The sequence below is a fragment of the Christiangramia fulva genome (assembly GCF_003024155.1).
Taxonomy (GTDB): Bacteria; Bacteroidota; Bacteroidia; order Flavobacteriales; family Flavobacteriaceae; genus Christiangramia; species Christiangramia fulva.
Genome location: NZ_CP028136.1, coordinates 1823163 through 1849561, shown reverse-complemented (window position 1 = coordinate 1849561; position 26399 = coordinate 1823163). Strand labels below are relative to the sequence as shown.

The following is a 26399-nucleotide window of genomic DNA, read 5'->3' as shown; positions in this document are numbered from 1 at the left end:
CTTTAATTCTTTTTCTTAAAAGTTATTCTTGTTCTTCTTCTACGTTAATATCCTCTTTCATCGACTCCTGACTGTCCACTCCCTTTGTGGCAGGAGTTTCCCCTCCTTCAGCGGTATCTTCAGGACGGTCAACATTTTCACTGCTTTTTTCCATCGTACTTTCAAAAGTAGGCTGTTCGGCAAGCCATGCCTTGAAATCTTCTTCAGATTCCACGATGACTTTCATCTGCATATTAAAGTGACCCTGACCGCAAATTTTATTACAAAGTAAGAAATAATCAAAACCATAATCATCCAGCGGAGCTTCTCCATTGGCAGCAAGTTCTTTACTTCTTTCTTTACGAATTTCATTAACGATTTCAACCTTTTCTTTCATATAATCGCTTTGGCGCATTTCTTCGGTCGTGATGGTTGGGGTAAAGCCAAATTGGGTAACCATCCCCGGTACCACGTTCATCTGGGCCCTGAAGAAAGGAAAATATGCCGAATGCAAAACATCCTGAGAACGCATTTTGAACAACACAGGTTTATTAACCGGAAGGTGAAGCTCAGTTACCACTTTATCATCCATGGCATAGGCATCAGATTCATCAACCCCAAGCTGGTTCACGCCTTCAATAAAACGAACATTAGCCTTACCAAGGGTATTATCCTCGCCGGCATAACGTGCTCTCCAGGCAAACTGATATGCATAAAGCTCCACAACCATAGGGTCATCATCTTCATTTAAATTCATGATATCACTCCAGGTGAAGAGACCGTAAATAATGAGTCCGGCCAGGACAATTACCGGAATGATCGTCCAAATGAATTCAAGTTTATCATTATCAGCATAAAATATAGCTTTTTTTCCTTTTTCTCCCTTATATCTATAGGCGAAAATATGAAGTAATCCCTGTGTAATTACCTGAACGAACATAATGATGGCTATCGAAACGAACATCAGGGTATCGTATTGCGAGCCATGTTCAGAAGCCGCATCAGGCAAATAGAATCTTCCGTAATTCCAGAAACAATAAATCATTAGAGCATAAAAGAAGATCACAAATCCAAGCATAAGTAAGGCCTGTGTATGATTATCCTTGTCATTTGCCACCTGCGAAGTATCTTCATCAGATCTTCTGGATAATTCAAATATCTTGGAGATCTGCCATCCTGTAACTCCCAGAAGTGCTAATACTATGATTATTAAAAATACGGTCATTTTATAAGTTCTTCTTTAAACAATCAATCTTTATTATTAATAATGGTAATGCTCGCTTTCCTTAAGGAATGGATTATTCTTAGGAAGCAGCTTCAATTTTCCAAGACCGCTTCCAACCACGATGATGAAAAGGCCAAGGAAGAAAAGCAGTCCGCCAAATTCAGGAAGGCCAAAATACCAGTTTGGACCTACCGTTGACGGCATTACCAAAAGGAAAATATCTATATAGTGACCTATAAGAATAATGGTTCCCGCGATTAAAACAAATAAAGGAACACGCTTATAATCACTGTTCATCAACAGCAAAATTGGGAATACAAAATTAAGAATTAACATTCCGAAGAATAGTAAATTATAATTTTCAATTCTCATGGTAAAATAAGTGACCTCTTCAGGAATGTTCGCATACCAGATGAGCATAAACTGTCCAAACCAAAGATAAGTCCAGAAAATGCTAAATGCGAACATGAATTTTGCAAGATCATGAAGATGGCTGTCATTTACAAAAGGAATATATCCGCCTTTTTTAAGATAAACAGTAACCATTGCTATCACGGTAATTGCAGAGACAAAAAGGCTGGCAAAAATGTACCATGCAAAAAGTGTACTGTACCAGTGTGGAGTCATACTCATAAACCAGTCCCAGGACATCAAAGATTCTGTAATGATAAAGAATACCAGGAATCCTACAGATGCTTTAAAAAGTTTTCGGTAAGGACGGTAATCGTTAGCCGCAACTTCTTCCTGGCGATCAGAATATTTTCTTGCGAAAAACCGGTAAAGGTTCCATCCCAGAACATAAATAATCGCCCTTATCAAAAAGAATGGGAAATTTAGATACCCCGATTTTAACTGAAGGATCTTATCTTCAGCAACAAGTTCTTCATTCTGCCATGGGAAGAAATGAGTTCCTGCAAAAATTACGATCAAAAATACAATTATCGATCCGGGAAGAAGGTAAGCGGTAATTCCCTCGATAACTCTAAAAAGTACGGGGGACCAACCTGCCTGTGCAGCATATTGAATCGCATAGAATACCAAAGCTCCAAGTGCGATCATGAAAAAGAAGAATGCAGATACAAATAGCGCAGACCATGGTTTGGTTTGTAACTGGTGAAGCAGATGTTCGTAGTGTGCTTCACTATCGGCTTCATGCGCTCCTTCGCCAGCCACGGGATGGTCTACTTCCTGGGTGGCATCGCTTCCTTTAATTCCGCGTCCGGCAGTTTCGATGTATCCTTCTTCGTTCATGTTGGCGGTGGCTTCATCATGTTCAGCCTCCTCACCATGATGCGATTGTGCCGCCATCATTTCCTTTACCTCTTCTACATTATCTGGAGCATCGAGAAATCCGATCACCAGACCAATGAGACCCACAACCATTAGAATGATTGCAGTTATTTTTAATTTACTAGGTAACGTATACATACTAATAGATCGATATTAAAGCTTTATTCTTGGTTAGCTGGTTCGTTATTCAACATCAGGGAATCCTGGGCTTCTTTTTTTACCGGCGCCCTTGACGGAATAAGGTTTTCCTTGTTGCTTTTGGCGCTTTTTTCAAATGCTCTTGCAGGTTCTCCGTTTAATTTATTCTTAAGGCTCATCACGTAATGATCAATTTGCCAACGTTCTTCAATGGAAGTCTGTGAGGCATATGATCCCATATTATTCAGCCCATAATACATAGCGTGGTAGACACTGCCTTCGGTAATATTTCTTCCTGCATCATTATATGCAGGTACACCTAATATTTTTTCGCGTTCTACCAGGATGCCTTTTCCATTTCCCTGATCCCCGTGACAAACTGCACAATAAATGGTATATAATTGCTTGCCTTCATTCAGGTTTTCCTCGGTATATGGAAGCGGATTCTTAAGGTTTTCGGCGGCTGCGGTACGACCTTCCATATCATCCTGATATTGATAAGGCATCCAGCCACGGGGAATACTTCCCTCTACAGGTAATTTCGCTTCCTGTTCATTTTTAAAAACAGGATAAGCCCCATAGGTTTCATACCCAACCCCTACATACATATCGGGGAAATACTGGTAATTTCTTTCATCTTTATCTGCACAGGAAACAACCAGTCCCGCAAAGAAAAGAAGAATTAAAGATTTATGAAATGAACTTGTCATCAGATCTAGTTATTTTCAATTAGTTTAATTTCAGCGGCTCCGGTATCGTAAAGGAACTTTGTCATTTTATCCACATTATGATTGCTCGCATCGATCTCCACCATAAAATGATCATCTGTGGTCCTAATATCTGGATTCTCTGGTTTCTTGAACGGCCACAATTTACTTCTCATATAAAAGGTAATTACCATAAGGTGAGCGGCAAAGAATACGGTTAATTCGAACATGATCGGGATGAAAGCCGGCATGTTTTCATAAAAATGGAAACTGGGTTTCCCACCAATATTCTGAGGCCAGTCCTGGATCATCATAAAATCCATCATGAGCACCGCTACGGTAAGTCCAACAAGTCCATATAAGAAAGAAGTAATCGCGATTCTTGTAGGAGCAAGACCAACCGCCTTATCCAACCCGTGAACCGGAAAGGGGGTGTATACCTCTGCGATATGATAATGCGCTCCCTTGATTTGCTTAACAGCCTGCATCAGCAAATCATCATCTGAATAAATAGCGTGTATTAACTTTGAAGCCATCTTAATTACTTGTTTTTAAGTTTTGTTGCCTGAGCCACCCAATCTTCACGTTTTTCAGCATTTGGAAAACGATCGATCAGCTCATTTAGCAATTCGAAATCCCTTTCTTCCAGTTTGCTTACCTGGTCAAAAGTATAAAGACCAACCTGGTGAAGACGTTGCTGTAATAAAGGACCAACAGCCTTTAATTTGGTAAGGTCACCGGCTTCCTGAGTTTTGGGATCATAAACCCCTACTCTGGAAAGCATTTCGTCAAGACGCTCTTTCTGAACCTCGGAAAGAGTGATCGCATCTGCATTTACAGTGTCTTCATGTTCCGGATTTTCCTCATCAAACTGTTCGGTAAGGTCTTCCCTAATATTTGAAGCTGGTTCTTTGGCAGTTGGATCAGAATCTACATGACTTACCTCATCACCATGTTCAGCTCTTAACTTCTTATATTTTTCTCCTGAAGATTTCAGGATGGTTTTTACTTCAGCCTGTGCAATTACCGGGAAGGTACGTGCGTATAACAGGAACAATACAAAGAAAAATCCTATGGTCCCTATAAATACTCCAATATCCACAAAGGTTGGTGAGAACATGGCCCATGAAGAAGGAGTCCTTCCGTGGCTAAGATCTACTACGATAATATTGAAACGCTCAAACCACATTCCCGTATTAATGATCAATGCAACTACAAAGGTCCACATAATATTTCTTCTGAGTTTCTTAACCCAAAGACTAAGCGGCACAATAAAGTTACAGGTGATCAGCGCCCAGAATGCCCACCAGTAAGGCCCTGTTGCCGCACCCCATGACAGGTACGTATAATTTTCATACGGACTTCCTGAATACCAGCCAATAAAGAATTCGGTGATATAAGCAACACTTACTATACCCCCCGTAAGTATAATTACCTTGTTCATATATTCAATATGAAGCACGGTGATATAGTCTTCCAGGTTCACCACTTTTCTCATGATTAGCAATAGCGTTTGCACCATGGCAAATCCCGAGAAGATCGCCCCCGCAACGAAGTATGGAGGGAAGATCGTGGAGTGCCAGCCCGGCACTACAGAAGTGGCAAAGTCAAAAGATACAATGGTATGTACAGAAAGTACCAGCGGTGTGGCAAGACCTGCAAGTACCAAAGATACTTCCTCGAATCGCTGCCAGTCTTTTACACGGCCACTCCAGCCAAAACTAAGCAGGGTGTATATTTTTTTCTGAAAAGGTTTGGTAGCACGGTCCCTGATCATCGCGAAATCCGGAAGCAAACCTGTCCACCAGAAAACAAGGGATACCGATAAATAAGTTGAAATAGCGAATACGTCCCAAAGCAGCGGTGAGTTAAAGTTTACCCACAATGAGCCGAACTGGTTCGGGATTGGTAGCACCCAATAAGCCAGCCAAGGACGCCCCATGTGAATAATAGGAAACAGACCAGCCTGAACTACCGCGAAGATTGTCATTGCCTCTGCTGAACGGTTTACAGCCATTCTCCATTTTTGACGGAACAACAGAAGTACTGCCGAGATCAGCGTTCCCGCGTGACCAATACCTACCCACCAAACAAAGTTGGTGATATCCCAGGCCCAGCCTATGGTCTTGTTCAATCCCCAGACCCCGATTCCGGTAGATACCGTGTATATGATACAGCCTAATCCCCAGAGAAATGCCACAAGGGCGATAGAGAAAACGATCCACCAGGATTTATTCGCTCTTCCTTCAATAGGAGCAGCAATTTCCACACTTACATCGTGATACGACTTATCTCCTGTTACTAGAGGCTCTCTTATAGGCGCTTCGTAATGTGACGACATATTTATTTGCTAATTAATTTTTAATTCTAATTTTAAGATTCTGCGGCATTTCTCACTTTGGTCTGGTACACCACATTTGGCTTGGTTCCCAGGCTTTCCAGTAAGTGATAAGACCTGTCATTATTTTTTAATTTCAGGATTTCAGAATCCTTATCGTTAATATCTCCAAATTTGATAGCGCCTTTATCACAGGCATTTGAACATGCTGTATAGAACTCGCCATCTTCAACCGGTCTTCCTTCACGTTTGGCATCAAGAATGACTTTTTGCGTAAGTTGCATACATAATGAACATTTTTCCATCACCCCTCTTGAACGAACGGTAACATCAGGATTTATAACCATTCTGCCAAGATCGTTGTTGAAGTTATAGTCAAATTCATCATTCTGAGCATATCTGAACCAGTTGAAACGACGCACTTTATAAGGGCAGTTATTGGCACAATATCTCGTACCCACACAACGGTTGTACACCATCTGGTTTTGTCCCTGTCTTCCGTGAGAGATGGCAGCCACAGGACATACAGTCTCACAAGGAGCGTGGTTACAGTGCTGGCACATTACCGGTTGGAAAGCTACCATGGGATTTTCATCTGAAGGATTTTCCACCACAGAATAACTGTCAAATGCACCTCTTTCTTCCAGTTTTCTTTGTTCTTCCTTGAAAGTATCAGCAGCTGAATAATAACGGTCTATACGCAACCAGTGCATATCACGGAATCTTCTAACTTCCTCCTTACCAACTACCGGTACATTGTTTTCTGAATGACATGCGATCACACAGGCTCCACACCCGGTACACGCATTAAGATCTATAGAAAGGTTAAAATGATGACCTATCTCTCTGTTGAATTCTGTCCAAATATTAGCGTTATCTGAATCGGTAGGAATTTCAACATGATTATAACTAACCTCTGGCATGGCATTCCACTCTTCCTTAGGTTCGTTATTATAGGTTTCAAGAGTTGTTTCTTTGATAATATCATCACGGCCTGCCAGTGTATTCTGAAGCTGAGTACATGCAAATTCATGCATTCCATCGGCTTTTTCAACAATTACATTCTGGAAGGATTTGAAATTCTTATATAAAGGGAAGGCGTTTACACCTACCTGCATTTCCTGCTGAATAGCTTCACGCTTTCCATATCCAAGCGCAAGGCCAATAGCTCCTTTAGCCTGGCCCGGCTGAATGATCACAGGCACATTTTTAACAACAACATCTCCTAATTTGATATTGACATATCCTCCGTTAAGAGCTCCGTTGGAAACTGTCACGTTCTCAACACCTAATTTATCGGCATCGACGCGCGACATCAGTACATAGTTATCCCAGGTCGTCCTGGTAATAGGATCAGGCATTTCCTGAAGCCATGGGTTGTTGAACTGCTGCCCGTCACCCATAGATACTTTAGTATAAAGCACCAGCTCCATGTTTCCGCCTTCTTCAGTCTGAGAAAGATTTCTCACAGCCGAAGTTTCAGAAATTTCAGGAATAGAAGAAGTGTTTTCAGTCAAAGCTACAGGACTGGAACCTTTAAAAACTCCGTCATGCAATGCAAGATCCCATCCTTTACCTGAAAGATGGCCAGACCAGGTTTCCTTCAAATAATCGTAATAAGAGGTATCATTACCAGTCCATGTTAACAAACATTCCTGGATCTGTCTTGTATCAAAAAGTGGCCTGATTGTAGGCTGGGTAAGGGCAAACCTGTCTGTAGTGAACTGCACATCACCCCAGCTTTCCAGGTAATGAGGCACTGCCGCGACATATTTTGTAAGGCTGGCAGTCTCATCCTGCTTAAGAGCGAAGGTAAGTGTTGTACCCACTTTTTTAAGTCCTTCTTTGAACTCTTCAGCATTTGGGAGGCTGTAGGCAGGATTCACACCGGCGATCAAAATAGCTCCAATCTGCCCGTTGTTCATATCCTTCACCAGCTGCTGTACTTCTTTTGAATTTCCCTGCCGTGTAAGGCGAGGCTTTTCAGTATTCATCACTTCACTTCCCAGCTTCTCGTTGATAGCAAGAACAAGAGTCTGCGCATTTTCATCAGGAATTCCTGCAACCACAACTCCTTTGCTACCTGCTTTTCTAAGCTGGCTTGCAGCTTTTACCACCGCATCATCAATATTTGCAGGAAGGTCACTGGTAGACTGCCCTCCAACAATATAATTATAAAGAGCAACAAGTATCTTTTTTTGCTCCGATGGAGTTACCGGAAGGCGTTTATCTGCCTTAGCCCCGGTAGTAGTAAGATTTGATTCAAAATGGATGTGGCGGGACATTTTCCCGTCATTCGGAATTTTACTTTTCGCATAGCTAACGTCATATCCGCCTCCCTGCCAGTCTCCAAGGAAATCGGCTCCAACTCCAACGATCACTCCGGCTTTTGAAAAATCATAATCTGGAAGTGCTCTTCTTCCATATTTAGCCTGAAAAGCATCTAATGCAGCATCTTCAGAAATAGTATCGTACACCACGTGACGCACGTTTCCGTATTTTGAAGAAAATTCGTTTATTATTTTGGAGGTTGAAGGGCTCGCGAAAGTTTGGGTAAGAAGAACGATCTCGCCATTTACCCCACTAAGAGCATTTTGCACCTCCTGGTTAAACTCTTCCCATGAAACATTTCTGCCTTCTATCATAGGTCGTTTAACGCGCTTGGTATCATACAAAGACAAAACTGAAGCGTTCACCCTCGCACTTCCGGCAGCTTTGAAATCGGCCAGATCGTTTGTTTCGATCTTTATAGGTCGTCCCTCACGGGTTTTTACCAGCACACTGGCAAAATCAAAACCATCAGCGATTGCAGAAGCATAATAATTTGGCTTTCCGGGAACGATTCGCTCCGGCTGAACCACGTAGGGAATCGATTTCATCACCGGTCCCTCACAGGCTGCAAGCGATGCAGCAGCGGTACTAAAGCCCACATACTTCAGGAAATCCCTTCTGGTGGTTTTAGAAGACTCCAGCGAAGATTTATCTCCAAGAAATTCATCTACCGGAATCTCTTCAGCAAATTCCTTATGTTTGAGCGTCTCAACAATAGAGCTATCCTTTAGCTCGTCAACACTTTTCCAGTATTTTTTGTTTGATGACATATATAATAAAATGTTTACTTCTTTAATTATTACCCGATAATTTCAGGATTTTAGTAGTGGCACTTACCGCATTCAATAGATCCCATTTCGGCGGCTGTAAGCTCTTCTACTCCATATTTTTTAGATAATTCTTCGTGCATTTTCTTGTAGTAGTCATTGCCTTCCATACGAACATTTGTTGTTCTGTGGCAATTCACACACCAGCCCATGGTAAGAGGAGCATTTTGATATACAACCTCCATTTCCTGAATAGGGCCGTGACATTTTTGACACTGTACCCCGGCAACAGTTACGTGCTGTGAGTGATTAAAATACGCAAAATCAGGAAGGTTATGTATCCTTTCCCATTTCACCGGTTTTTCATCACCCGAATAAGTTCTGGTTGAAGGATCCCATCCGGTAGCATTATATAATTTAGCGATCTCGCCATCATAATATTCTTTAGAGAAATCTTCAGTTGCAGTTTCGGGAGCCACTTCAGCGATTGCCTTATGACAGTTCATACAAACATTCAACGAAGGAATTCCTGAAGTTTTGGAAGTTCTTGCAGAGGAGTGACAGTATTTACAGTCAATCTGGTTGTCACCGGCGTGAATTCTATGGGAGAAATGTATAGGCTGGATTGGCTGATAGCCCTGGTCAATACCTACCTGCATCATAAATCCGTAAGCGAAATACCCAACAGCCAGCAGCACTATGATTGTACTCACAACTAATAGGAACTGATTTTCCACAAAAGCTTTCCAGATAGGTTTTCTTTTTGGTTTTTCAGGAAGTTGAATTCCGGAGGCTTCAGCAAAATTCCGAAGCGTCTTATTAACAAGGAAAAGAATCACCAGGAGCACAACAAGTACGAAAACAAGAATTCCCAGGATCACATCCGTTGAAACTCCACTTCCGTCCTGCGCACCGGCCTGGGCATTTCCAGCACCTGTCGCGGCTGCTTTAGGTTCCGGTTTTGGCTGCTCTACATAAGCGAGAATATTATTGATATCCTGATCGCTTAGCTGCGGAAAGGCAGGCATCGCCGTTTGATTAAACTTCTCATAAATCGCATTGGCATCAGGATCACCTGAAGCAATAAGGGCAGCCGAATTATGCACCCACTTATGGATCCAGTCAAGGTTCTGGCGATCGGTCACTCCATGTAATGCCGGCCCCACCATATCTGAATAAGGTTTATGACAGGAAGCACACAGCGTGTTAAATAAATCTTTCCCGGCCGCAGAATCTCCAAGCTCAGCAGTTCCGGCACTCTGGCCTTCTACCTGGCCTCCAGACTGCTCCTGTTTCTGCGCAGCAGAATCACCTGCCGCCTGCTCCTGAGAGAAACCCGCTAATGTAAAAGAAATTAAAAATGCTACGCTTAAAAGTAGTTGTCGCGAAGTTGAATGGCGGTAATTCACCTTTTTCATATTATAAGTTCGATTAACGTCTAAACTTTGGTACGGTTTTTACACTCAGTATTTTAGGGACAAAAACCTAAAAAGGTACCTTTAAATTCGTGCACAAAAGTAATACTTATGAACGATTTTCGGTATGTTACAGAAGTGTTAATCATTAATTTATATTTGTTCTAAATAATAAATTCTATCCTGTTTAAGTTATTTAATTTTACATTTGTCAAAAGCTGAAATTATGAATAAAAAGAATCTCTTTTATACCATTTCCCTTTGTATTTTTTCCCTTTTCATTACCCAAAAGATGTTTTCCCAACAGGGAAATGCTAATATCCAGCAAAGCGAAAAGATCGAAAAACTCATGGAAGTAAAAACCGAATTGAATAAAAACAACAAGATTGGTGATCGTTATGTAATTCAGCTTTTTTATGGGGATAATGGCGAAGCCAATGAAGTGAAAAAAAAGTATGATGAACTACTTTTTGAATATCCTTCGCAAATTGTTTATGAAGCCCCGAATTATAAGGTTTGGGTAGGAAATTTCAGGAGCAGGCTGGAAGCTGACCGTGCCCTGCTTATAATAAAGGAAAGTTTTCCCGCAGCATTCATCCCTAAACCTCGCAGAAAATAGAACGTATTTTAAAACCTTCCAGGTTTCAAAAACCTGGAAGGTTTATTATTTATAACAAAAAAAAGCGGCTGATTTCCCAGCCGCTTTTTATTTACTATATCAGTAAGTTTATTTCAGTGTTTTCTTGACCTCAACTTCTCTGAATGCCTCGATCACATCACCTTCTTTGATATCATTATAGTTCTTGATCTGGATTCCGCAGTCATAACCTTTAGAAACTTCTTTTACATCATCTTTAAAACGTTTCAAAGAAGCCAGTTCTCCGGTATAAACAACTACTCCATCGCGAATAAGCCTTATTCCGGCACTGCGGTAGATCTTACCAGAAGTCACCATACATCCGGCAATGGTACCGATCTTGGAGATCTTAAAGGTTTCCCTGATCTCTGCCGTACCGGTGATCTCTTCCTTAAGTTCAGGAGAAAGCATTCCTTCCATCGCATCTTTCAGGTCGTTGATCGCATCATAGATAATTGAATATGTTCTGATATCGATCTCTTCCTTATCTGCAACCTGGCGGGCATTTCCGGCAGGACGTACATTAAATCCTATGATGATTGCATCTGAAGCGGAAGCCAACAACACATCACTTTCGGTAATTGCTCCAACTCCTTTATGTATGATATTCACCTGGATCTCTTCCGTAGAAAGTTTCTGGAAACTATCGGTAAGCGCTTCCACAGATCCATCAACATCACCTTTAAGAATGATATTAAGTTCTTTGAAATCTCCAAGGGCGATTCGTCTTCCAATCTCGTCCAGGGTGATATGGCGCTGCGTTCTAACATTTTGTTCACGCTGCAACTGAGTGCGCTTTGAAGCAATGTCTTTGGCTTCGCGCTCATCTTCCATCACCTTGAATTTATCACCTGCCTGTGGCGCCCCGTCAAGACCAAGTATGGAAACAGGTGTAGAAGGCCCGGCCTCTTTAACCTCTTTTCCGCGTTCGTCATGCATGGCTTTAACCTTACCACTATGGCGGCCGGCAAGTACATAATCACCGATCTTCAAAGTACCAGATTGTACAAGAATAGTGGCTACGTATCCGCGACCCCTGTCAAGGAAGGCTTCTACTACAGTACCGTTGGCAAGTTTATCGGGATTAGCCTGAAGCTCGAGAATTTCAGCTTCCAAAAGAACTTTTTCAAGCAATTCTTTTACTCCCATTCCGGTTTTTGCTGAAATATCATGAGACTGGATCTTACCTCCCCAATCTTCTACAAGAAGATTCATATTGGCGAGTTTTTCCTTTATCTTTTCAGGATTCGCCGTTGGAAGATCAGATTTATTTATTGCGAAAACAATAGGCACTCCGGCGGCCTGAGCGTGAGAGATAGCCTCTTTTGTTTGCGGCATTACATCATCATCTGCAGCGATCACGATAATCGCGATATCAGTTACCTGGGCACCACGTGCACGCATAGCGGTAAAGGCCTCGTGACCCGGCGTATCCAGGAAGGTGATCTTTTGTCCGCCTTCGAGTTCTACGCTGTAAGCTCCAATATGCTGTGTGATACCACCACTTTCACCGGCGATCACATTTTCCTGACGGATATAATCCAGCAAGGATGTTTTACCGTGGTCAACGTGACCCATAACGGTAACTATAGGAGCTCTTGGCTCAAGATCCTCAGGATTTTCCTTAATTTCTTCTTTTTCTTCATCAATATCGGCAGTAACGAATTCAACATCATAGCCAAATTCTTCAGCCACAATTGTCAATGTCTCAGCATCCAGACGCTGATTCATGGTTACCATCATCCCAAGGGACATACAGGCCGAGATTACCTTGGTAACCGGCACATCCATCATGGTTGCGACCTCGCTAACGGTAACAAATTCGGTTACCTTTAATACTTTTTCATCAGATTCCTGTTGTGCAAGATCCTGCTCAGAACGTTGCCTGTGCTGGTCTCTTTTTTCCCGGCGGTATTTGGCGCCTTTCCCCTTGCTGGATTTTCCCTGAAGTTTTTCAAGGGTTTCCCGAACCTGTTTTTGTACTTCTTCCTCAGTAGGCTCTTCTTTGGTGATTGGCTTACCTCTTTTACGGCTTCCTCTCTTGCCACCTCCTGGTGCGCCTCCGCCTTTTACATCTTTACTAATGCGACGACGACGTTTCTTCCGCTTGTCTTTTTTGTCGTCTTCATCAGATTTCTTTTCTTCTTTTTTCTTTTGAGGTTTTTTAAACTGGGATAGATCGATCTTCTTACCTGTAAAATTAGGACCGTCAAGTTTGGTGTATTTGGTCTCAATTTTATTAGACTCCTCAGCGGGTTCTTCCTGCTTTTCTTCTTTCTTTTCCTCTTTTTTCTCTTCGGCTTTTTCAGGAGCTTTTGCGGCAGGCTCTTCTTTCTTTTCTTCTTTTGCTAAAGGTTTTTCCTCTTCTTTCTTAGGCTCCTCTTTCTTAGCTTCTTCTTTCTTAGGCTCCTCCTTGGCAGGTTTTTCCGGTTTTTTATCCAGGTCTATTTTTCCCACCGTTTTTGGCCCTTCGAGCTTGGTACGAGAACTTACAATTTCCTCTTCTTTTTCCTTCTCCTTCTCTTTCTCCTTCTCCTGCTTTTCCCTTCTTTCTTCTTCGGCTTTACGCTTTTCTTCAATCTCTTTACGCAATTCCTCCTTCTCTTTCTTGCGCTCCTCACCCACTTCTTTAGAAGCTACTTTTTTACTCTTATCGGTTTGGAACTCATCAGAAAGCACCTCATAAATCTCTCCCGAGATCTTTGTGGTGGGACGTGCGTCTATCTCGTATCCCTGGGAAGTAAGATATTCCACAGCTCTGTCTAACGAGATATTGAACTCACGTAGAACCTTATTTAATCGCATTGTTTTCGCTTCTGCCATAAATTGCCCTCTAAATTAACCTCTTTTAATTACTCTCAGGTAAATTAAAATCTTATTATTATGTTATTCTTTTATTCTTCGAATTCGGCCCTTAGAACCGCTATCACTTCGCGGATGGTCTCTTCTTCAAGATCGGTACGTCGAACGAGGTCATCAACATCCTGCTCCAGAATACTTTTTGCCGTATCAAGGCCGATCTTTGAAAATTCCTCTATCACCCAATCTTCAATCTCATCGGCGAATTCTTTCAATTCAACATCTTCTTCAACTCCTTCGCGGAAGACGTCTATTTCATATCCCGTCAATTGTCCTGCCAAACGTATATTATGTCCGCCGCGGCCAATTGCCTTGGAAACCTCTTCAGGTTTTAACATCACTTCAGCTCTTTTGTTTTCCTCATCAAGCTTGATAGAAGTGATCTTTGCAGGACTTAAAGCCCTGGTAATGAACAGCTGTTCGTTATTGGTGAAATTGATCACATCAATATTCTCATTACCAAGTTCACGAACAATGCTATGAATTCTTGAACCTTTCATTCCCACACAGGCACCTACAGGATCAATCCTGTCATCATAAGAATCTACAGCCACCTTGGCTTTTTCGCCAGGCACTCGTACCACTCTTTTAATGCTAATTAAACCGTCAAAAACCTCGGGAATTTCCTGTTCGAATAATTTCTCAAGGAAACCGGGAGCGGTTCGGGACATGATGATGGTTGGTTTATTTCCTTTTAATTCCACGCTTTCTATGATCCCTCTTACATTTTCTCCTTTTCTGAAGAAATCGGAAGGAATCTGGCGGTCTTTTGGAAGCACGATCTCGTTGCCTTCATCATCAAGTAGAATGATGGCCCTGTGCCTTATATGATGAACTTCTGCAGTATAGATCTCTCCTTCGAGTTCTTTAAACTGCTTATAAATATTAGTATTGTCATGCTCATGGATCTTAGAAATAAGATTCTGACGCAGGGCCAGGATCGCTCTTCTTCCAAGATCTGATAGCTTTACCTCTTCTGATACATCTTCGCCAACCTCAAAATCAGGCTCAATTTTTCGGGCCTGGGTAAGGGAAATTTCCCTGTTAGGATCTTCTACTTCACCATCGGCTACCACGATCCTGTTCCTCCAAATTTCCAGGTCGCCTTTATCAGGGTTTACAATAATATCAAAATTATCGTCTTCTCCATACTTTTTCTTCAAAGCATTTCTAAAAACATCCTCTAAAATAGCCATCAACGTAACACGATCGATGAGTTTATCGTCTTTAAACTCTGAGAATGACTCAATCAACGCGATATTTTCCATATCAATTCGAGATTAAAATGTTATTTTAACTTTTGCTTCCACAATTTCAGAATAAGGCAACACGACCTCTTTCTCCACTGTGATCTTCCCTTTCCCTACCGGCTTGGGTTCCCGGGCTTTCCAGGAAAGTTTTATTTCATTATCATCAGCCTCCAAAAGCGTACCCTCAAATTTAGCATTTTCGGTCTTCACCTTCAGCCTTCGGCCGATATTCTTTTTATATTGTCTTGGCATCACCAGCGGCTCAGAAACTCCGGCCGAGGTCACTTCGAGAGAAAAATCCTCTTCATCCCTGTCGAGATTATGCTCAATGGCGCGGCTTACTGTAATACAGTCGTTTACAGAAACCCCTTCATCACCGTCCATCACAATTTTAATATGATTGCCGGAGTTAACTTCGAGACTTATTAAAAATAAGGAATTATTCTCCCGGAATACCTTCTCTGCTAACTTTTCTACCTTCTCCTTCAGCATAGATTTATAAAAAGAGGGGACTTATGTCCCCTCGCTGCCCTTTTTAAGTTTCAACGGTGCAAATATAGCAATAATTTCGAAGTATAAAAACCTGATAATAAATGAATTTTTCTTCGTAGTTTTAATAGTATATTCATCTACAAGCTGTTACCCGTCATGAAAAACATACTGGTTCCAACCGATTTCAGCGAGCAGGCTGAAAAAGCCCTCAAAGTGGCCGCACAACTCGCCCGGCGTTTTGGCAGCGACATCTATTTACTTCACATGCTGGAGCTGCCTTTACAGCTCGTTGACCCCGTGAACGGAAGCAGCCAGAACCTTCCTGAGGCTATATTTTTTATGAAACTCGCGCACCAGCGTTTTTCCAAACTTATGGCCAAACCTTATCTCAAAGGAATAAAAGTTCACGAAACTGTAGAATTTCATCGTGCTTTTGACGGAATCATGGAAATTAGCAAAGAGAAGAAATGCGACCTTATCGTCATGGGCTCTCACGGAGCAAGCGGCTTTAAAGAAATGTTTATTGGCTCCAATACCGAAAAGGTGGTGCGCCACTCTCAAATTCCCGTCCTGGTGATAAAAAAAGAGATCGATACCTTTAAAGTAAAGAACTTTATTTTTGCGACCGATGCCAATGAAGAACACAAACATACTTTGCGAAAAGCCATAAAATTTGCCAATACCCTCGAAGCAAAACTGCATTTGCTATTCGTAAACACTCCTAATAACTTTATGACCAGCGAAGAGGCCAATAAAAGGCTTCAGAAATATTGCGGAGAAAATCAGGAAAATTGCCAGTTACATATTTATAATGACATTAGTGTGGAAAAAGGCATTTTGAATTTCGCCAAAAAAATGGACTCGCAATTAATCGGGATCAGCACGCATGGCCGCAAAGGCCTGGCCCATTTCTTTAATGGGAGCATTAGCGAAGACCTTGTAAATCATGCCAACAAACCCGTGGTAACCTTCAAGATCTAAAGAAATTGTTTTAAGGCACCGCTTCTTATGCACTTCCAGAAATAGTTCCAGAAAGACCGGGTTTTATCCCTTTTTACACTAATATCCTTATAATTGGCTTCTTTATTCAGAGCTTTATTATTAACTAAAAGATTGGCCAGACCAGAGATTATTTCTTTTTTATTCCGACTCTTTTTTTGCAGCACTTTTACCTTGAAATTTTTGTATTCCAGCCTCATATCACCATTGGCATTCTCATCATCGCCGTAGAAATTAAAATACATATCAAGAATTTCACCGCTGGCGACCACATTCATCGCCGGCTTCAAAAATTCATTTATCTGCTCGGCCTTTAAACGTCCCATCGAGCCCGAGATCTGGAAATGATCCTGTTTATCGCTAATATCAAAATCCCAGTCTACATCTACAGGCGCAGTTTTCATAAAATCGGTACGCACATCTATATGGGTTTTCGGAAAATCTTTGCGTTGCAGGCCTATGTTGGTGATATTAGCCATTTCGGCATTCATATTCGAAAATTGCAGTTCGCCCGGCTGAGTCGCATTTTGTAATTTTTCCTGATACTGCAAATACATCCTTCGCACCACCACCGAATCCATTCCCAATTTTATTGGCAAATTCCTGATCATCTGGCTGTACATGGGTTTAAAAGTGGTATCATCAGGCTGCAGCTTATCCCGGTAAATCTTAAAATCTACTCCGGCAATACGTGTTAACCGGTCTTTGATCTCAAATTTTGAATTTTCATACTTCCAGTCGAGATCGTTTAGGATAATACTGTCGATCACCAGGTCATACCGGTCTTTTTCGGTTTGTAAATGTTGCTGAAATTCTTCTTTATCATATTTAGGAATAATTCGGAAATCTCGCACCACTAGACTGCTGTCTTCAATGGCAAGGGAAGCAAGCTGAAGCGTATGTCTTTTTCCTAAATTGAGAAAAAGGGTATCAGATTTTAGGAGCGTTAAATTATAGGAAAACGGAATAGTTTTTTTGGCAGTTGTTTTATTCACGTCGATATCTTTCATTCTGACCTCTGTTAAGCGCGTATGAAATTTTGCTGAGCTGGTATCTTTTTGGAAAATTGTCAGTACTGCATTCTGGATTGCCAGATCTTTTAACAGAATATGATTTTTGAATTTAGATTTTCCGGCAGAAGAAGAATCGGTTTTTTGGGAAGTGGAAGCTGGATAGATTTTTATAACCGGATTGGAAATATCAACCTTATCGATAATAAGGTTTTTGTGAGTAATATATTCCCACAGGTGAATATCCTTCAATTCAACTGTGTCAGCCTTTATGGATTTATTTTTAAAATGAAATTGAGGATTGATAATTTCGGCATTCCGGGCGAGTAATTTCACATCCACCTTTTTATAATCTACCCTTGCCCTTTTCAGATTGTCTTCCAGGCTTTTCTTTATTTTGCTTTCAGCAATATTATTCAGAATAAGCAAAGCAAGCGCAAGTATCCCGAGCGTTATCAGAACACCAACGGCAATTTTTTTAGATGTTTTCACAGCTTTAGATCGATTGGTTTCCAACCAATTTACAATTCAGAGTGATTTTCAAATAGAGTTTAAGATTATTTAACTTAAAAGCATATAGGGATTCCCGGGTCGAAGTTAAATTTTCGTCAAACTTGATTTTTTCCTTCCGGGCGAAGGTTTTTCAGCAGTATATTTGACCAAATATCAAAACCAGAAATGTTCCTAAAAGCAGCTCTTCAAATATTATTTCTTGCAGCCGAAATCTTCCTTGGTTTCTATAGTCTGCTGTTGAGCGACAGCCTGCTTATGAAGTTCCTATTCTTCGCGGTGACGGCTGGAATCATTGCTTTTATCATGGTCAAACTCATCAATAAGATGACTCCTGAAAATGATGATTATTTGCTCGATAATGAGGAACAAGAAAATATGTAGAGTATTGAGTAAAAGTTAAAAGATACTCTTCAGAAACATTAAATATTCATCGTATCTTTTTCTGTCAAAAAAATTGCTAATTGCTAATTGCTAATTGCTAATTGTTTATTGTTAATTGATAACTGCTAATTGTAATGCGGCTGATCTGTCTTGCCGACACTCATAACCTTCATCATGAAATTCCTATTCCGGAAGGAGATATTCTTATCCACGCCGGAGATTGTACCGATGGAGGTACCTGGAATGAAACACGGGATTTCCTGAACTGGTTTTCCTCGCAACCCCATAAGTATAAAATACTCGTCCCGGGGAACCATGATTTCTTTTTTCAAAAAAAGGAAAATCTGGAAAAGATTCCGAAGAATATACACCTTTTAATAGACAGGGGAATGGAGATAGAAGGTAAGAGCTTCTGGGGTAGCCCCATGATTCCCGGGAAAGCCGGCTGGGCTTTTAACCGTGAAAGGGGAGCTGAAATAAGAACACACTGGGATCTAATTCCCAAAAACACCGATATTCTAATCACCCATACCCCTCCCTACGGAATCCTGGATGAAATTGGTAGCGGCATTAAATTAGGCTGTAAAGAACTGGCAGAAAAGGTGAAAAAAGTTCAGCCAAAACTGCATTTGTTTGGCCATATTCATCATTCTGCAGGACAAACCTCTTATTTAGGAACGAAGTTTTACAACCTCTCGCTTCTTGATGAGAGGTTCAGGATCATGCATGATCCGTTGAACCTGGTACTCTAGTGTAAAATTCCTCTTAACAAATTTCAACACAAGGTTAAAAATTTATTAATCAGTAAAGTATTACATTTTTTTTAACAGCATTTGTGGTGTCTAGTAGTAATTTAGCCCCGATGATAATGTCGAAAAAAAGAGCAACCTATGAATAGATTTACTACCCCGGAGATACTTGATGAAGTTAAGAATCTAATTTCTTATAGTGTGCAAAACAGAAATGAAGAGAATTTCAACTTCAAAACCATGCATCGTGCCATCGTCAAAAGATATTTTGAAGCCAGGCACGTGAACATTGATTATGAAAAGCAAACCATCGATCTTAAATTGCCGGTGGGTGAAAAGAAATATACCAATATTACTTTTGAATGTCAGGAACTGGAAAGGTTTCTAAGATCTTGTTTGAAAAAGGATGAGAAAAGCCTTTTCTTTTACCAGAACCTGCTTTCACAGTATAATGTAACTTCGGCAGCCTAAGAAAGTACAGTTCAACTAACTGCCTAAAAAAAGCCTTTGGATTTTTTCCAAAGGCTTTTTTGATGTTGAAGGATTTTTTAAATTACCAATTGAGAATGGAAAATTGATAATTGAAATTTAGCTATAAGGCTTTTGGAGTTCAGAGTTCAGAGTTTGGAGTTTTGAGTTAAAAAAAATTAAGGCGGGTAATAAATATCCTGAATATTGAATCCGGAATTTTGAATCCTGAATCCCTGTAGGCGTAGTCATTTCGAGCGAGCCCCGCGGATTCGGGGCGACGAGAAATCTCATTCACTTTTACTAGAAATTCCTTTATAAATTGCAGTTCTAACTTTGAGATTTCTCACTCCGCTTCGCCTACCTAAAGGCAGGCAGGTTTGTTTCTCCCTAGCGAAGTCGAAGGATCCACGATGGGAAAAAGAAAAAGATTAATTTTTTAACCTGGAGCTCTTTTAAATAATGTAGTTCCAACCTTGAGATTTCTCACTCCACTTCGTTTCGTTTCGAAATGAAAGTCTTCCCTTTAATACGTGGAGTCATTTCGACAGAGTCCCGAGGATTCGGGGCGACGAGAAATCTCATTCACTTTTACTAGAAATTCCTTTATAAACTGCAGTTCTAACCTTGAGATTTCTCACTCCGCTATGCTTCGTTTCGAAATGACATTCCTGAAAGTCATTTCGAGCGAGTCCCGAGGCTACGGGACGACGAGAAATCTAATCTTAGAAACAAAGGCCTTGTTGCCAGTTTCGAATGCCTTACTTTGAGATTTCTCACTCCGCTACGCTTCGTTTCGAAATGACATTCGTTTCGGTCTTTTCGACAGAGTCCCGAGGATTCGGGGCGACGAGAAATCTCATAATTTATTACCCGGAATTCTTTTAAACATTGCAGTTCTAACCTTAAGATTTCTCACTCCACTACGCTTCGTTTCGAAATGACATTCGTTTCGGTTATTTCGAGCGAGTCCCGAGGATTCGGGACGACGAGAAATCTTTATTACTGGTGATAATTGATAACTGATAATTGATAAGCCTCTAACCATCTAATTTTCTAATTTTCTAATTATCTAATGATCTGATCCTCCAATCCCCTGTTAGAACCTCTTTTCCAGCCTCACACCCGCCCCAAAGATCGGCTCGGCAACATTCGAGAATTCTGTCCCCAGTTGGATGGAGAGATTGAAAGGTCTTTGAAGAAGTCCCATTTCGTAATTAAGGTAAAGCTCATTCCTGTCGGGCTCATAGTAGTTAAAATACCTGCCTTCTTTATGAACGTGCGAGATAAGAAGTTTATAGGGATAGCTCACAAAGTAATTGCTGAAGCTCCCGGCAATACCAATATGATGAGTCAGGAACTTATTGCCGACTACCCGGTTTGCCTTTGCACTGTAATCAAAAAAGGGCGCTCCGAGGATGCGGTTATAATAGGTCCAGCCCGACCTGAAAGTATCGTTGTTGAAGTAATCACTGGCGATGGCTTCATTCAAATGATTGCTCTGATTGCGGGTGTAAAGGAAATCATAGTGGATATCGGAAACCAAAGCCCGTTCTTCAGCAAAAGAAAGATGGAAACCATATCGTCCATCGGGAAAATTCCCCAGCCTGCTTCCTTTTCGGTCCTCAAAGATACTGTTGTAAGTAAAGTTAAGATCAAAATCATTATAATGTTTTGAAACCTGAAGTACATAACTGCCAATATGATTCCCAAGTGCTATATGCTGTTCGGTTTCATTGGAATCCCGGCCTCCGGGCAAGGCAAAAACGATACGTAAATAGTCATCTTCGAAGCTGGCCGGCTGTTCACCCTCTGAAATTGAAGTTCCTCCCCATTGCGCGTAATGATTTATTCCCAGCTTCACCTGAAAGTCTTCTATACTTCCATACACCAAACTTAAAACCTTGTGGTGAACAAAACTGTTCTTCACCCATCGGGGATCGTCCAAAAAAGACTCGGACCATTCGAACTCAAATCCAAATTTTTCTGTAAGATAGATCGTCCTTAGCGAGTTAAAGCTAACACCCCAGAGTGGCAAGGCATTATTAGACCAGATGATGTTCTGGTTGGTCGCAGAGATCCCGTTAAAGAAGTTCCTACGTCTTATCCTTCCAAAATTGAGTTCATAGAACTCATTATACAATCGCAGGTATAACTCATGGGGAATAATTTCATCCTGGCTATTGTTGTAGGCTAGATTCGCTTTGGCTTCAATGCTGAAGCCGGAATAGGTATAATAATCTACTCCCAGACTGGAGTAAAGCAGAAAATCGGAATTCTTATCTATGATCCCTTCCTTATTGGAATAGAACCAGAAGGTAAGTTCGGGTTTGGAAGAGACAAAAGCCGAAGTCCCAATTGCGCCGGAAACCTCCACCTGCCCGTTTGCGGACCCGATTAAAAGAATAAACAGCTTCGATATTATAAACCTGTAAGATCTCAAAGAAGGCTAAAAGTGCTTTGATAAACTTAAGCCGGCACCAAAGATGGGCTCGGCAACATTCGAGAATTCCGTTCCCAGTTGTATGGAGAGATTGAAAGGTCTTTGCAGAAGTCGCATTTCGTAATTAAAATATAATTCCTTTCTCTTTGGAATATAGGGTCTGTCATACATTCCTTCCTTAAGAACATGAGAAAGTAGAAGCTTATATGGATAATTATGAAATCCTAAATTTAAATTACCATTTATTCCTATGTGATGCGCGAGAAATTTGTTGCCAGCGACAATTCCTATCTCCGGATCATAATCAAAAAATGGAACACCAATTATTCTTTTATAATAGGTCCATCCATTATTAAACATTGAAAAACTATTAAAGTAAAAGTCATGCTCATGAGGAGCAGTACTTCCATCGCTTTGATCTCGTGTATAATAGAATTCATAAATAGCTGAAGTAATTAATGTGTTTTCCTTTTTATTTTCATAGTAAATACCATATCGTCCATCAGGGAAATTTGCATAACGACTCCCGGTACCATCTTCGAAAAAATGATTGTAGATGAATTTTAATCTATAATCTATAAAATCTTTGGTAAGATATAATTCATAGGTTCCGGAATGAGCTCCTATTACATTTTGTTGATCTGGTTCTGCAGAATTATCTCCTCCTTCGCGCCCGGTAATAATCTTTAAATAATCTTTAATCCCTTCAGGTTGTTTGCCCCATCTTGGGGAATCTCCTCCCCATAAAGCAAAATGTGTGATCCCTGCTTTTAAATGCCAGTTATTTTTAAAATTATAGATTAAATACAGACTTTTATAATGCAAATGAGCTCCTTTGACAATACGATCATTTTCCATTAGAAATTCATTCCAGGAAAATTCCAAACCCAGTTTTTCATTTTCATTAAAATAGATCGGTTCCGAAGTTCTGAACTGTATGCCGGGTAACGGACGCGCATTTAAAGACCAGGCGAAATTCTCATTGGTCGCGCTGAGGCCATTATAGAATTCCTCTTTTTGCTTACGTCCTCCTATTAGTTCCAACTTTTTCCATTTAAGATCGGCATACAATTCATCAAGAAATATTTCATCAGAAAAATTATCATCATATAAAAGTCCGCCGCCGATTTCCAGACTTGTGCTTGACGAGATGTCATAGTTCATCCTGCCACTGATCCAGCCGTCAAAATTCGTTTCTTCTGAAACCCTTCCCCGCTGGTTACTGTAAAACCAGAAAGGCAATTTGTCTTTTGTGGAATAATAACCTTCCAGGTTCAGGCTTCCGGAAAATTCGACCTGAGAATAGGAGAAACTTGCTGCCATCAATAAAAGTAGACCTAAGAATTTATGTTTCAACATAGATGAATTAAAAGGGAATTAATTGAAAATTGACAATGGATAATTGATAATTGATAATTGAATATAAGCTGTAAGCTTTCTTAAGTTAGAAATTAGAAGGACGAAGTACGAATTAATGATAACTGATAATTATATAGTCATTTCGAGCAAGTCCCGAGGATTCAGAGCGACGAGAAATCTCATGATTTATTCCCCGGAATTCTTTTAAACATTGCAGTTCTAACCTTGAGATTTCTCACTTCGCTGCGCTACGTTTCGAAATGACACTCCCGATAGTCATTTCGACAGAGTCCCGAGGCTTCGGGACGACGAGAAATCTCCTCTTAGAAGGTCCTGTTGACAGTTTCGAATTCTTTACTTTGAGATTTCTCACTCCACTTCGCCTACCTAACGGCAGGCAGGCTGCGTTTCGAAATGACACTCCTGATAGTCATTTCGAGCGAGTCCCGAAGCCTCGGGACGACGAGAAATCTCCTCTTAGAAACAAAGGTCCTGTTGACAGTTTCGAATTTTCAACTTTGAGATTTCTCACTTCGCTGCGCCTGCCTGCCGGCAGGCAGGCTACGTTTCGAAATGACGGCCACGGCCGCGTTGGGCCTGAGCTACATTTCGTAATGAAGAGTGAACTTCCCTGATTAGTGTTTACTGGTAATTGCTAATTGTTTATTGTTTATTGTTGATTGATCTACCACATCGCTGCCTTATTCTTTAGCCTGCCTAAAAACGACTTCTTCTCTTCTCCATAGGCATAGCCATATTTATTGCCGTAACCAAAGTTTGCCATCTTCACATTGTTCAGGACAAAAGCTACATCCGTAAGTTTTCCCTCTTCTTTGGCATCGGCTGCAAAGTTCAACAATTTCTTTTCGGTGTAGCCTGCCCTCACCAGGTACAGGGTAATATCTGCAAACTTACTGATTAGGAAAGTATCTGCTACCAGCATTGCCGGAGCAGTATCTACTACTATATAGTCGTACATCTTCTCCAGTTCTCCAAACATTTGCGCAGCTCGTTTCCTTCTCCAAAGCTCTGATGGGTTGGGTGGAATACTTCCTGAGGCTAACAGTTGTAGGTTTCTATGTAGCGCAGAATCTCTGATCACATCCTTAAGATGGATATCTTCACGCACGAGGAAATCACTTACGCCCAGCAACTCTTTTGCGCCACTTTCATAACGTTGCAATTGAGGATTTCGAAGATCTGCTCCTAAAATCAAAACTTTCTTTTCTATATTTGCAAGGGTAAGGGCGAGATTAAAGGCTGTAAAAGTTTTTCCCTCACCTTTCACGGTTGAAGTTACGAAGATCTTAACTCCCGTTTCTTTTTCCTCTTTTCCAACTAGCAGGTACTGCAGGTTGTTGATTAAAATTCTAAAAGATTCTGCCAGTACAGATCGATCATTGGACTCAATAAGATCACTTTCTTTTTTCTGGATCTTTGGAATCTCTCCCACTATAGGAATTTCTTTTACAGCTGTTTCAAGATCTTCCCTTTTTTCAACCTTATTGTTTAATAGCCGCTTCAGGTAAACAATCATAAATGGAATCAACAAGCCGGCCAAAAAGGCACCCAAATAGATGCTTCTGGAATTAGGAAAAACCACCCCCAGACTGTATGCCCTGTCCACGATCTTAGCCTTGGGAGCAGTAACTGCCAGGGCAAGAGAATTCTCTTCCCTCTTTTGAAGCAAAAGCAGGAAAAGCGCTTCTTTTATCTTTTGCTGGCGCTCAATGCTTCTAAACTGTTTTTCTTTTGCGGGAACCGAAGCGATTCTGGAGCTTACACTACTGGAACGTTCTCTAAGATCTTTTAAAGAAATTTGGAGGTTCGACTTCAGCCTGTTCAGGCTTTCAAGGATGTTGCCTTTCAGCGAAGTGATCTGGCTATCCAATCTTTGAACTACAGGGTTTAACTCGGTAGAACCTCTGAGGATCTTATTTCGCTCCAGGACAAGCTGATTATATCGCTCAATTTGTTGATTTACATTCCCTTCTTCCACCCCTAAATTGGCAGGTAAAAGATCGGCCTGAGAAGCACTTTTCAAGTAGGCAAGCAACGCAGAGGTAAGTTCAAGCTGGGTACCCAATTTTTCCTCCTGCTGATTAATCTCATGAATATTCTCAACAAACATTTCAGATTGAGATTCTATATTCACAAGCTCATTTCGCTCTTTAAACTGCACCTTCCCTGTTTCAACCGAATCAAGTTCTTCATTGATGATCTTTAACCTTTCGGCGATAAATTGCGCAGTATTTCTGGCAACAAGGTTTTTATCTTCTATGGCGTCCTGGTTGTACTCCAAAACCAACTGATTGAGAATATCCTGCGCCTTTTCACTCACGGGGTCCTCCATCGTCATGGCTACGATGCTGGAATTTTTATCTGGCAGATCAACCCCCAGTCTTTTACGGTAAGCCTCTGCTGTTTGTTCCAGACCTGAGAATTGCACCAAGATCGAATTTCTTTCTGAAGAGTCTGTTTCAGGATTTTTGCTGATCACTACATCGGCAAAGCCAAGATTAACGGGTTTGTCTAAAGAAGCCTTAAAAGTTTCTCCGGTCTCCGTGTTAGCAACATTTAATTGGCCTTTTCCTGTTTCAGAAATGGCATAGAAAGCTCCGGAGACCTTTTCCATGGCCAAAACCCTTACCACCAGCGGAGTATCATCATAAAGTTCCACATTCCGTACACTGCCCGGATGATAATATCTTATATTAAGATCCAATGCATTGGCAACTCCCGTCATTAAACGCTTTGATTTTAAGAGGGCGATCTCATTCTGAATACTGCTGCTATTGATACCTTTCATTAGACCCATTTCCTCGAAAGCGGCAAGTTCTGAAGAAGGATTCTCTCCACCTTTAATAAGTATTGTAGAAGTAGCCTTATAAATAGGAGTAGAATACCTTAGGTACAACCAGGCGGCCGATACAAAAAGTAGAATCGTAAGCAAAAACCAGGGCCAGTATTTTAGGTATTTATTAAGCTCTTCCCTAATATCAAGCGTCTCCATCACGGCGAAATTTTGTTTGTTTTGTTGCTGTGCCAT

At 41.0% G+C, this 26399-nt stretch carries 20 protein-coding genes; 6 read left to right on the top strand and 14 right to left on the bottom strand.

The genetic code is table 11. The features are described 5' to 3' along the window. Positions 1-22: 22 nt before the first annotated feature. The 7 genes from C7S20_RS08515 to C7S20_RS08485 are packed head-to-tail and all read right to left on the bottom strand — an operon-like array spanning position 23 to position 10193. The gene (locus C7S20_RS08515) at positions 23-1204 is read right to left on the bottom strand and encodes a cytochrome c oxidase subunit II (RefSeq protein WP_107012083.1); all 1182 of its coding nucleotides are present in this window, start codon (positions 1202-1204) and stop codon (positions 23-25) included. 36 nt (positions 1205-1240) lie between these two features. Continuing rightward, positions 1241-2632, bottom strand: a complete 1392-nt coding sequence (locus C7S20_RS08510) for a quinol:cytochrome C oxidoreductase (protein WP_107012082.1) — start codon at positions 2630-2632, stop codon at positions 1241-1243. A 23-nt stretch (positions 2633-2655) separates the two neighbouring features. Continuing rightward, entirely contained in the window at positions 2656-3342 is a 687-nt protein-coding gene (locus C7S20_RS08505) for a c-type cytochrome (protein ID WP_107012081.1), read from the bottom strand. Between the two features lie 5 nt (positions 3343-3347). Next, positions 3348-3875, bottom strand: a complete 528-nt coding sequence (locus tag C7S20_RS08500) for a DUF3341 domain-containing protein (RefSeq protein WP_107012080.1) — start codon at positions 3873-3875, stop codon at positions 3348-3350. Between the two features lie 5 nt (positions 3876-3880). Further along, positions 3881-5680 (bottom strand): NrfD/PsrC family molybdoenzyme membrane anchor subunit, encoded by a 1800-nt coding sequence (nrfD, locus tag C7S20_RS08495; protein ID WP_107012079.1) that lies wholly within the window; start codon positions 5678-5680, stop codon positions 3881-3883. 32 nt (positions 5681-5712) lie between these two features. Continuing rightward, positions 5713-8778, bottom strand: coding sequence for a TAT-variant-translocated molybdopterin oxidoreductase (locus tag C7S20_RS08490; RefSeq protein ID WP_107012078.1), 3066 nt, complete (start codon positions 8776-8778; stop codon positions 5713-5715). Between the two features lie 50 nt (positions 8779-8828). After that, the gene (locus C7S20_RS08485) at positions 8829-10193 is read right to left on the bottom strand and encodes a c-type cytochrome (RefSeq protein WP_107012077.1); all 1365 of its coding nucleotides are present in this window, start codon (positions 10191-10193) and stop codon (positions 8829-8831) included. 223 nt (positions 10194-10416) lie between these two features. Between C7S20_RS08485 and C7S20_RS08480 the strand changes: the two genes are divergently transcribed. Further along, positions 10417-10809 carry an SPOR domain-containing protein gene (locus tag C7S20_RS08480; RefSeq protein WP_107012076.1) on the top strand — a complete coding sequence of 131 codons (393 nt, stop codon included), beginning with the start codon at positions 10417-10419 and terminating at the stop codon, positions 10807-10809. A 108-nt stretch (positions 10810-10917) separates the two neighbouring features. Here the strand turns inward: C7S20_RS08480 and infB are convergent, their stop codons facing one another. The 3 genes from infB to rimP all read right to left on the bottom strand — a co-directional run bounded on the left by infB (position 10918) and on the right by rimP (position 15428). Then, positions 10918-13650, bottom strand: a complete 2733-nt coding sequence (infB, locus tag C7S20_RS08475) for a translation initiation factor IF-2 (protein WP_107012075.1) — start codon at positions 13648-13650, stop codon at positions 10918-10920. Positions 13651-13721: 71 nt separating this feature from the next. Further along, positions 13722-14954: a transcription termination factor NusA gene (gene nusA, locus C7S20_RS08470; RefSeq protein ID WP_107012074.1), complete on the bottom strand. Its 1233-nt coding sequence runs from the start codon at positions 14952-14954 to the stop codon at positions 13722-13724. A 12-nt stretch (positions 14955-14966) separates the two neighbouring features. Then, the gene (rimP, locus tag C7S20_RS08465; protein ID WP_107012073.1) at positions 14967-15428 is read right to left on the bottom strand and encodes a ribosome assembly cofactor RimP; all 462 of its coding nucleotides are present in this window, start codon (positions 15426-15428) and stop codon (positions 14967-14969) included. Positions 15429-15584: 156 nt separating this feature from the next. Between rimP and C7S20_RS08460 the strand changes: the two genes are divergently transcribed. After that, positions 15585-16409, top strand: coding sequence for a universal stress protein (locus tag C7S20_RS08460; protein ID WP_107012072.1), 825 nt, complete (start codon positions 15585-15587; stop codon positions 16407-16409). On the opposite strand, the gene C7S20_RS08455 is transcribed toward C7S20_RS08460, so the two are convergent. After that, on the bottom strand, positions 16406-17929 hold the full coding sequence (locus C7S20_RS08455; protein WP_159039903.1) for a hypothetical protein: 1524 nt from the start codon (positions 17927-17929) through the stop codon (positions 16406-16408). The two genes, C7S20_RS08460 and C7S20_RS08455, sit on opposite strands and share 4 nt — an antisense overlap. A gap of 186 nt (positions 17930-18115) precedes the next feature. On the opposite strand from C7S20_RS08455, the gene C7S20_RS08450 reads away from it, so the two are divergent. From C7S20_RS08450 to C7S20_RS08440, 3 genes are all read left to right on the top strand, one after another. Beyond that, positions 18116-18331, top strand: a complete 216-nt coding sequence (locus C7S20_RS08450) for a hypothetical protein (RefSeq protein WP_107012070.1) — start codon at positions 18116-18118, stop codon at positions 18329-18331. 134 nt (positions 18332-18465) lie between these two features. Then, positions 18466-19083 (top strand): metallophosphatase domain-containing protein, encoded by a 618-nt coding sequence (locus tag C7S20_RS08445; protein ID WP_107012069.1) that lies wholly within the window; start codon positions 18466-18468, stop codon positions 19081-19083. A gap of 138 nt (positions 19084-19221) precedes the next feature. Next, entirely contained in the window at positions 19222-19551 is a 330-nt protein-coding gene (locus C7S20_RS08440) for a hypothetical protein (RefSeq protein ID WP_107012068.1), read from the top strand. A gap of 1096 nt (positions 19552-20647) precedes the next feature. Here C7S20_RS08440 and C7S20_RS08435 read toward each other — a convergent pair. Together C7S20_RS08435 and C7S20_RS08430 are read right to left on the bottom strand one after the other, a co-directional pair. Further along, entirely contained in the window at positions 20648-21925 is a 1278-nt protein-coding gene (locus C7S20_RS08435; RefSeq protein WP_159039902.1) for a capsule assembly Wzi family protein, read from the bottom strand. 72 nt (positions 21926-21997) lie between these two features. Further along, positions 21998-23314 carry a hypothetical protein gene (locus C7S20_RS08430; protein WP_107012066.1) on the bottom strand — a complete coding sequence of 439 codons (1317 nt, stop codon included), beginning with the start codon at positions 23312-23314 and terminating at the stop codon, positions 21998-22000. Positions 23315-23709: 395 nt separating this feature from the next. Between C7S20_RS08430 and C7S20_RS08425 the strand changes: the two genes are divergently transcribed. Further along, positions 23710-23985: a hypothetical protein gene (locus C7S20_RS08425; RefSeq protein WP_159039901.1), complete on the top strand. Its 276-nt coding sequence runs from the start codon at positions 23710-23712 to the stop codon at positions 23983-23985. Positions 23986-24035: 50 nt separating this feature from the next. Here C7S20_RS08425 and C7S20_RS08420 read toward each other — a convergent pair whose 3' ends face one another. Then, a complete protein-coding gene (locus tag C7S20_RS08420; RefSeq protein WP_107012064.1) occupies positions 24036-26399 on the bottom strand; it encodes a GumC family protein in 2364 nt (787 codons plus the stop codon).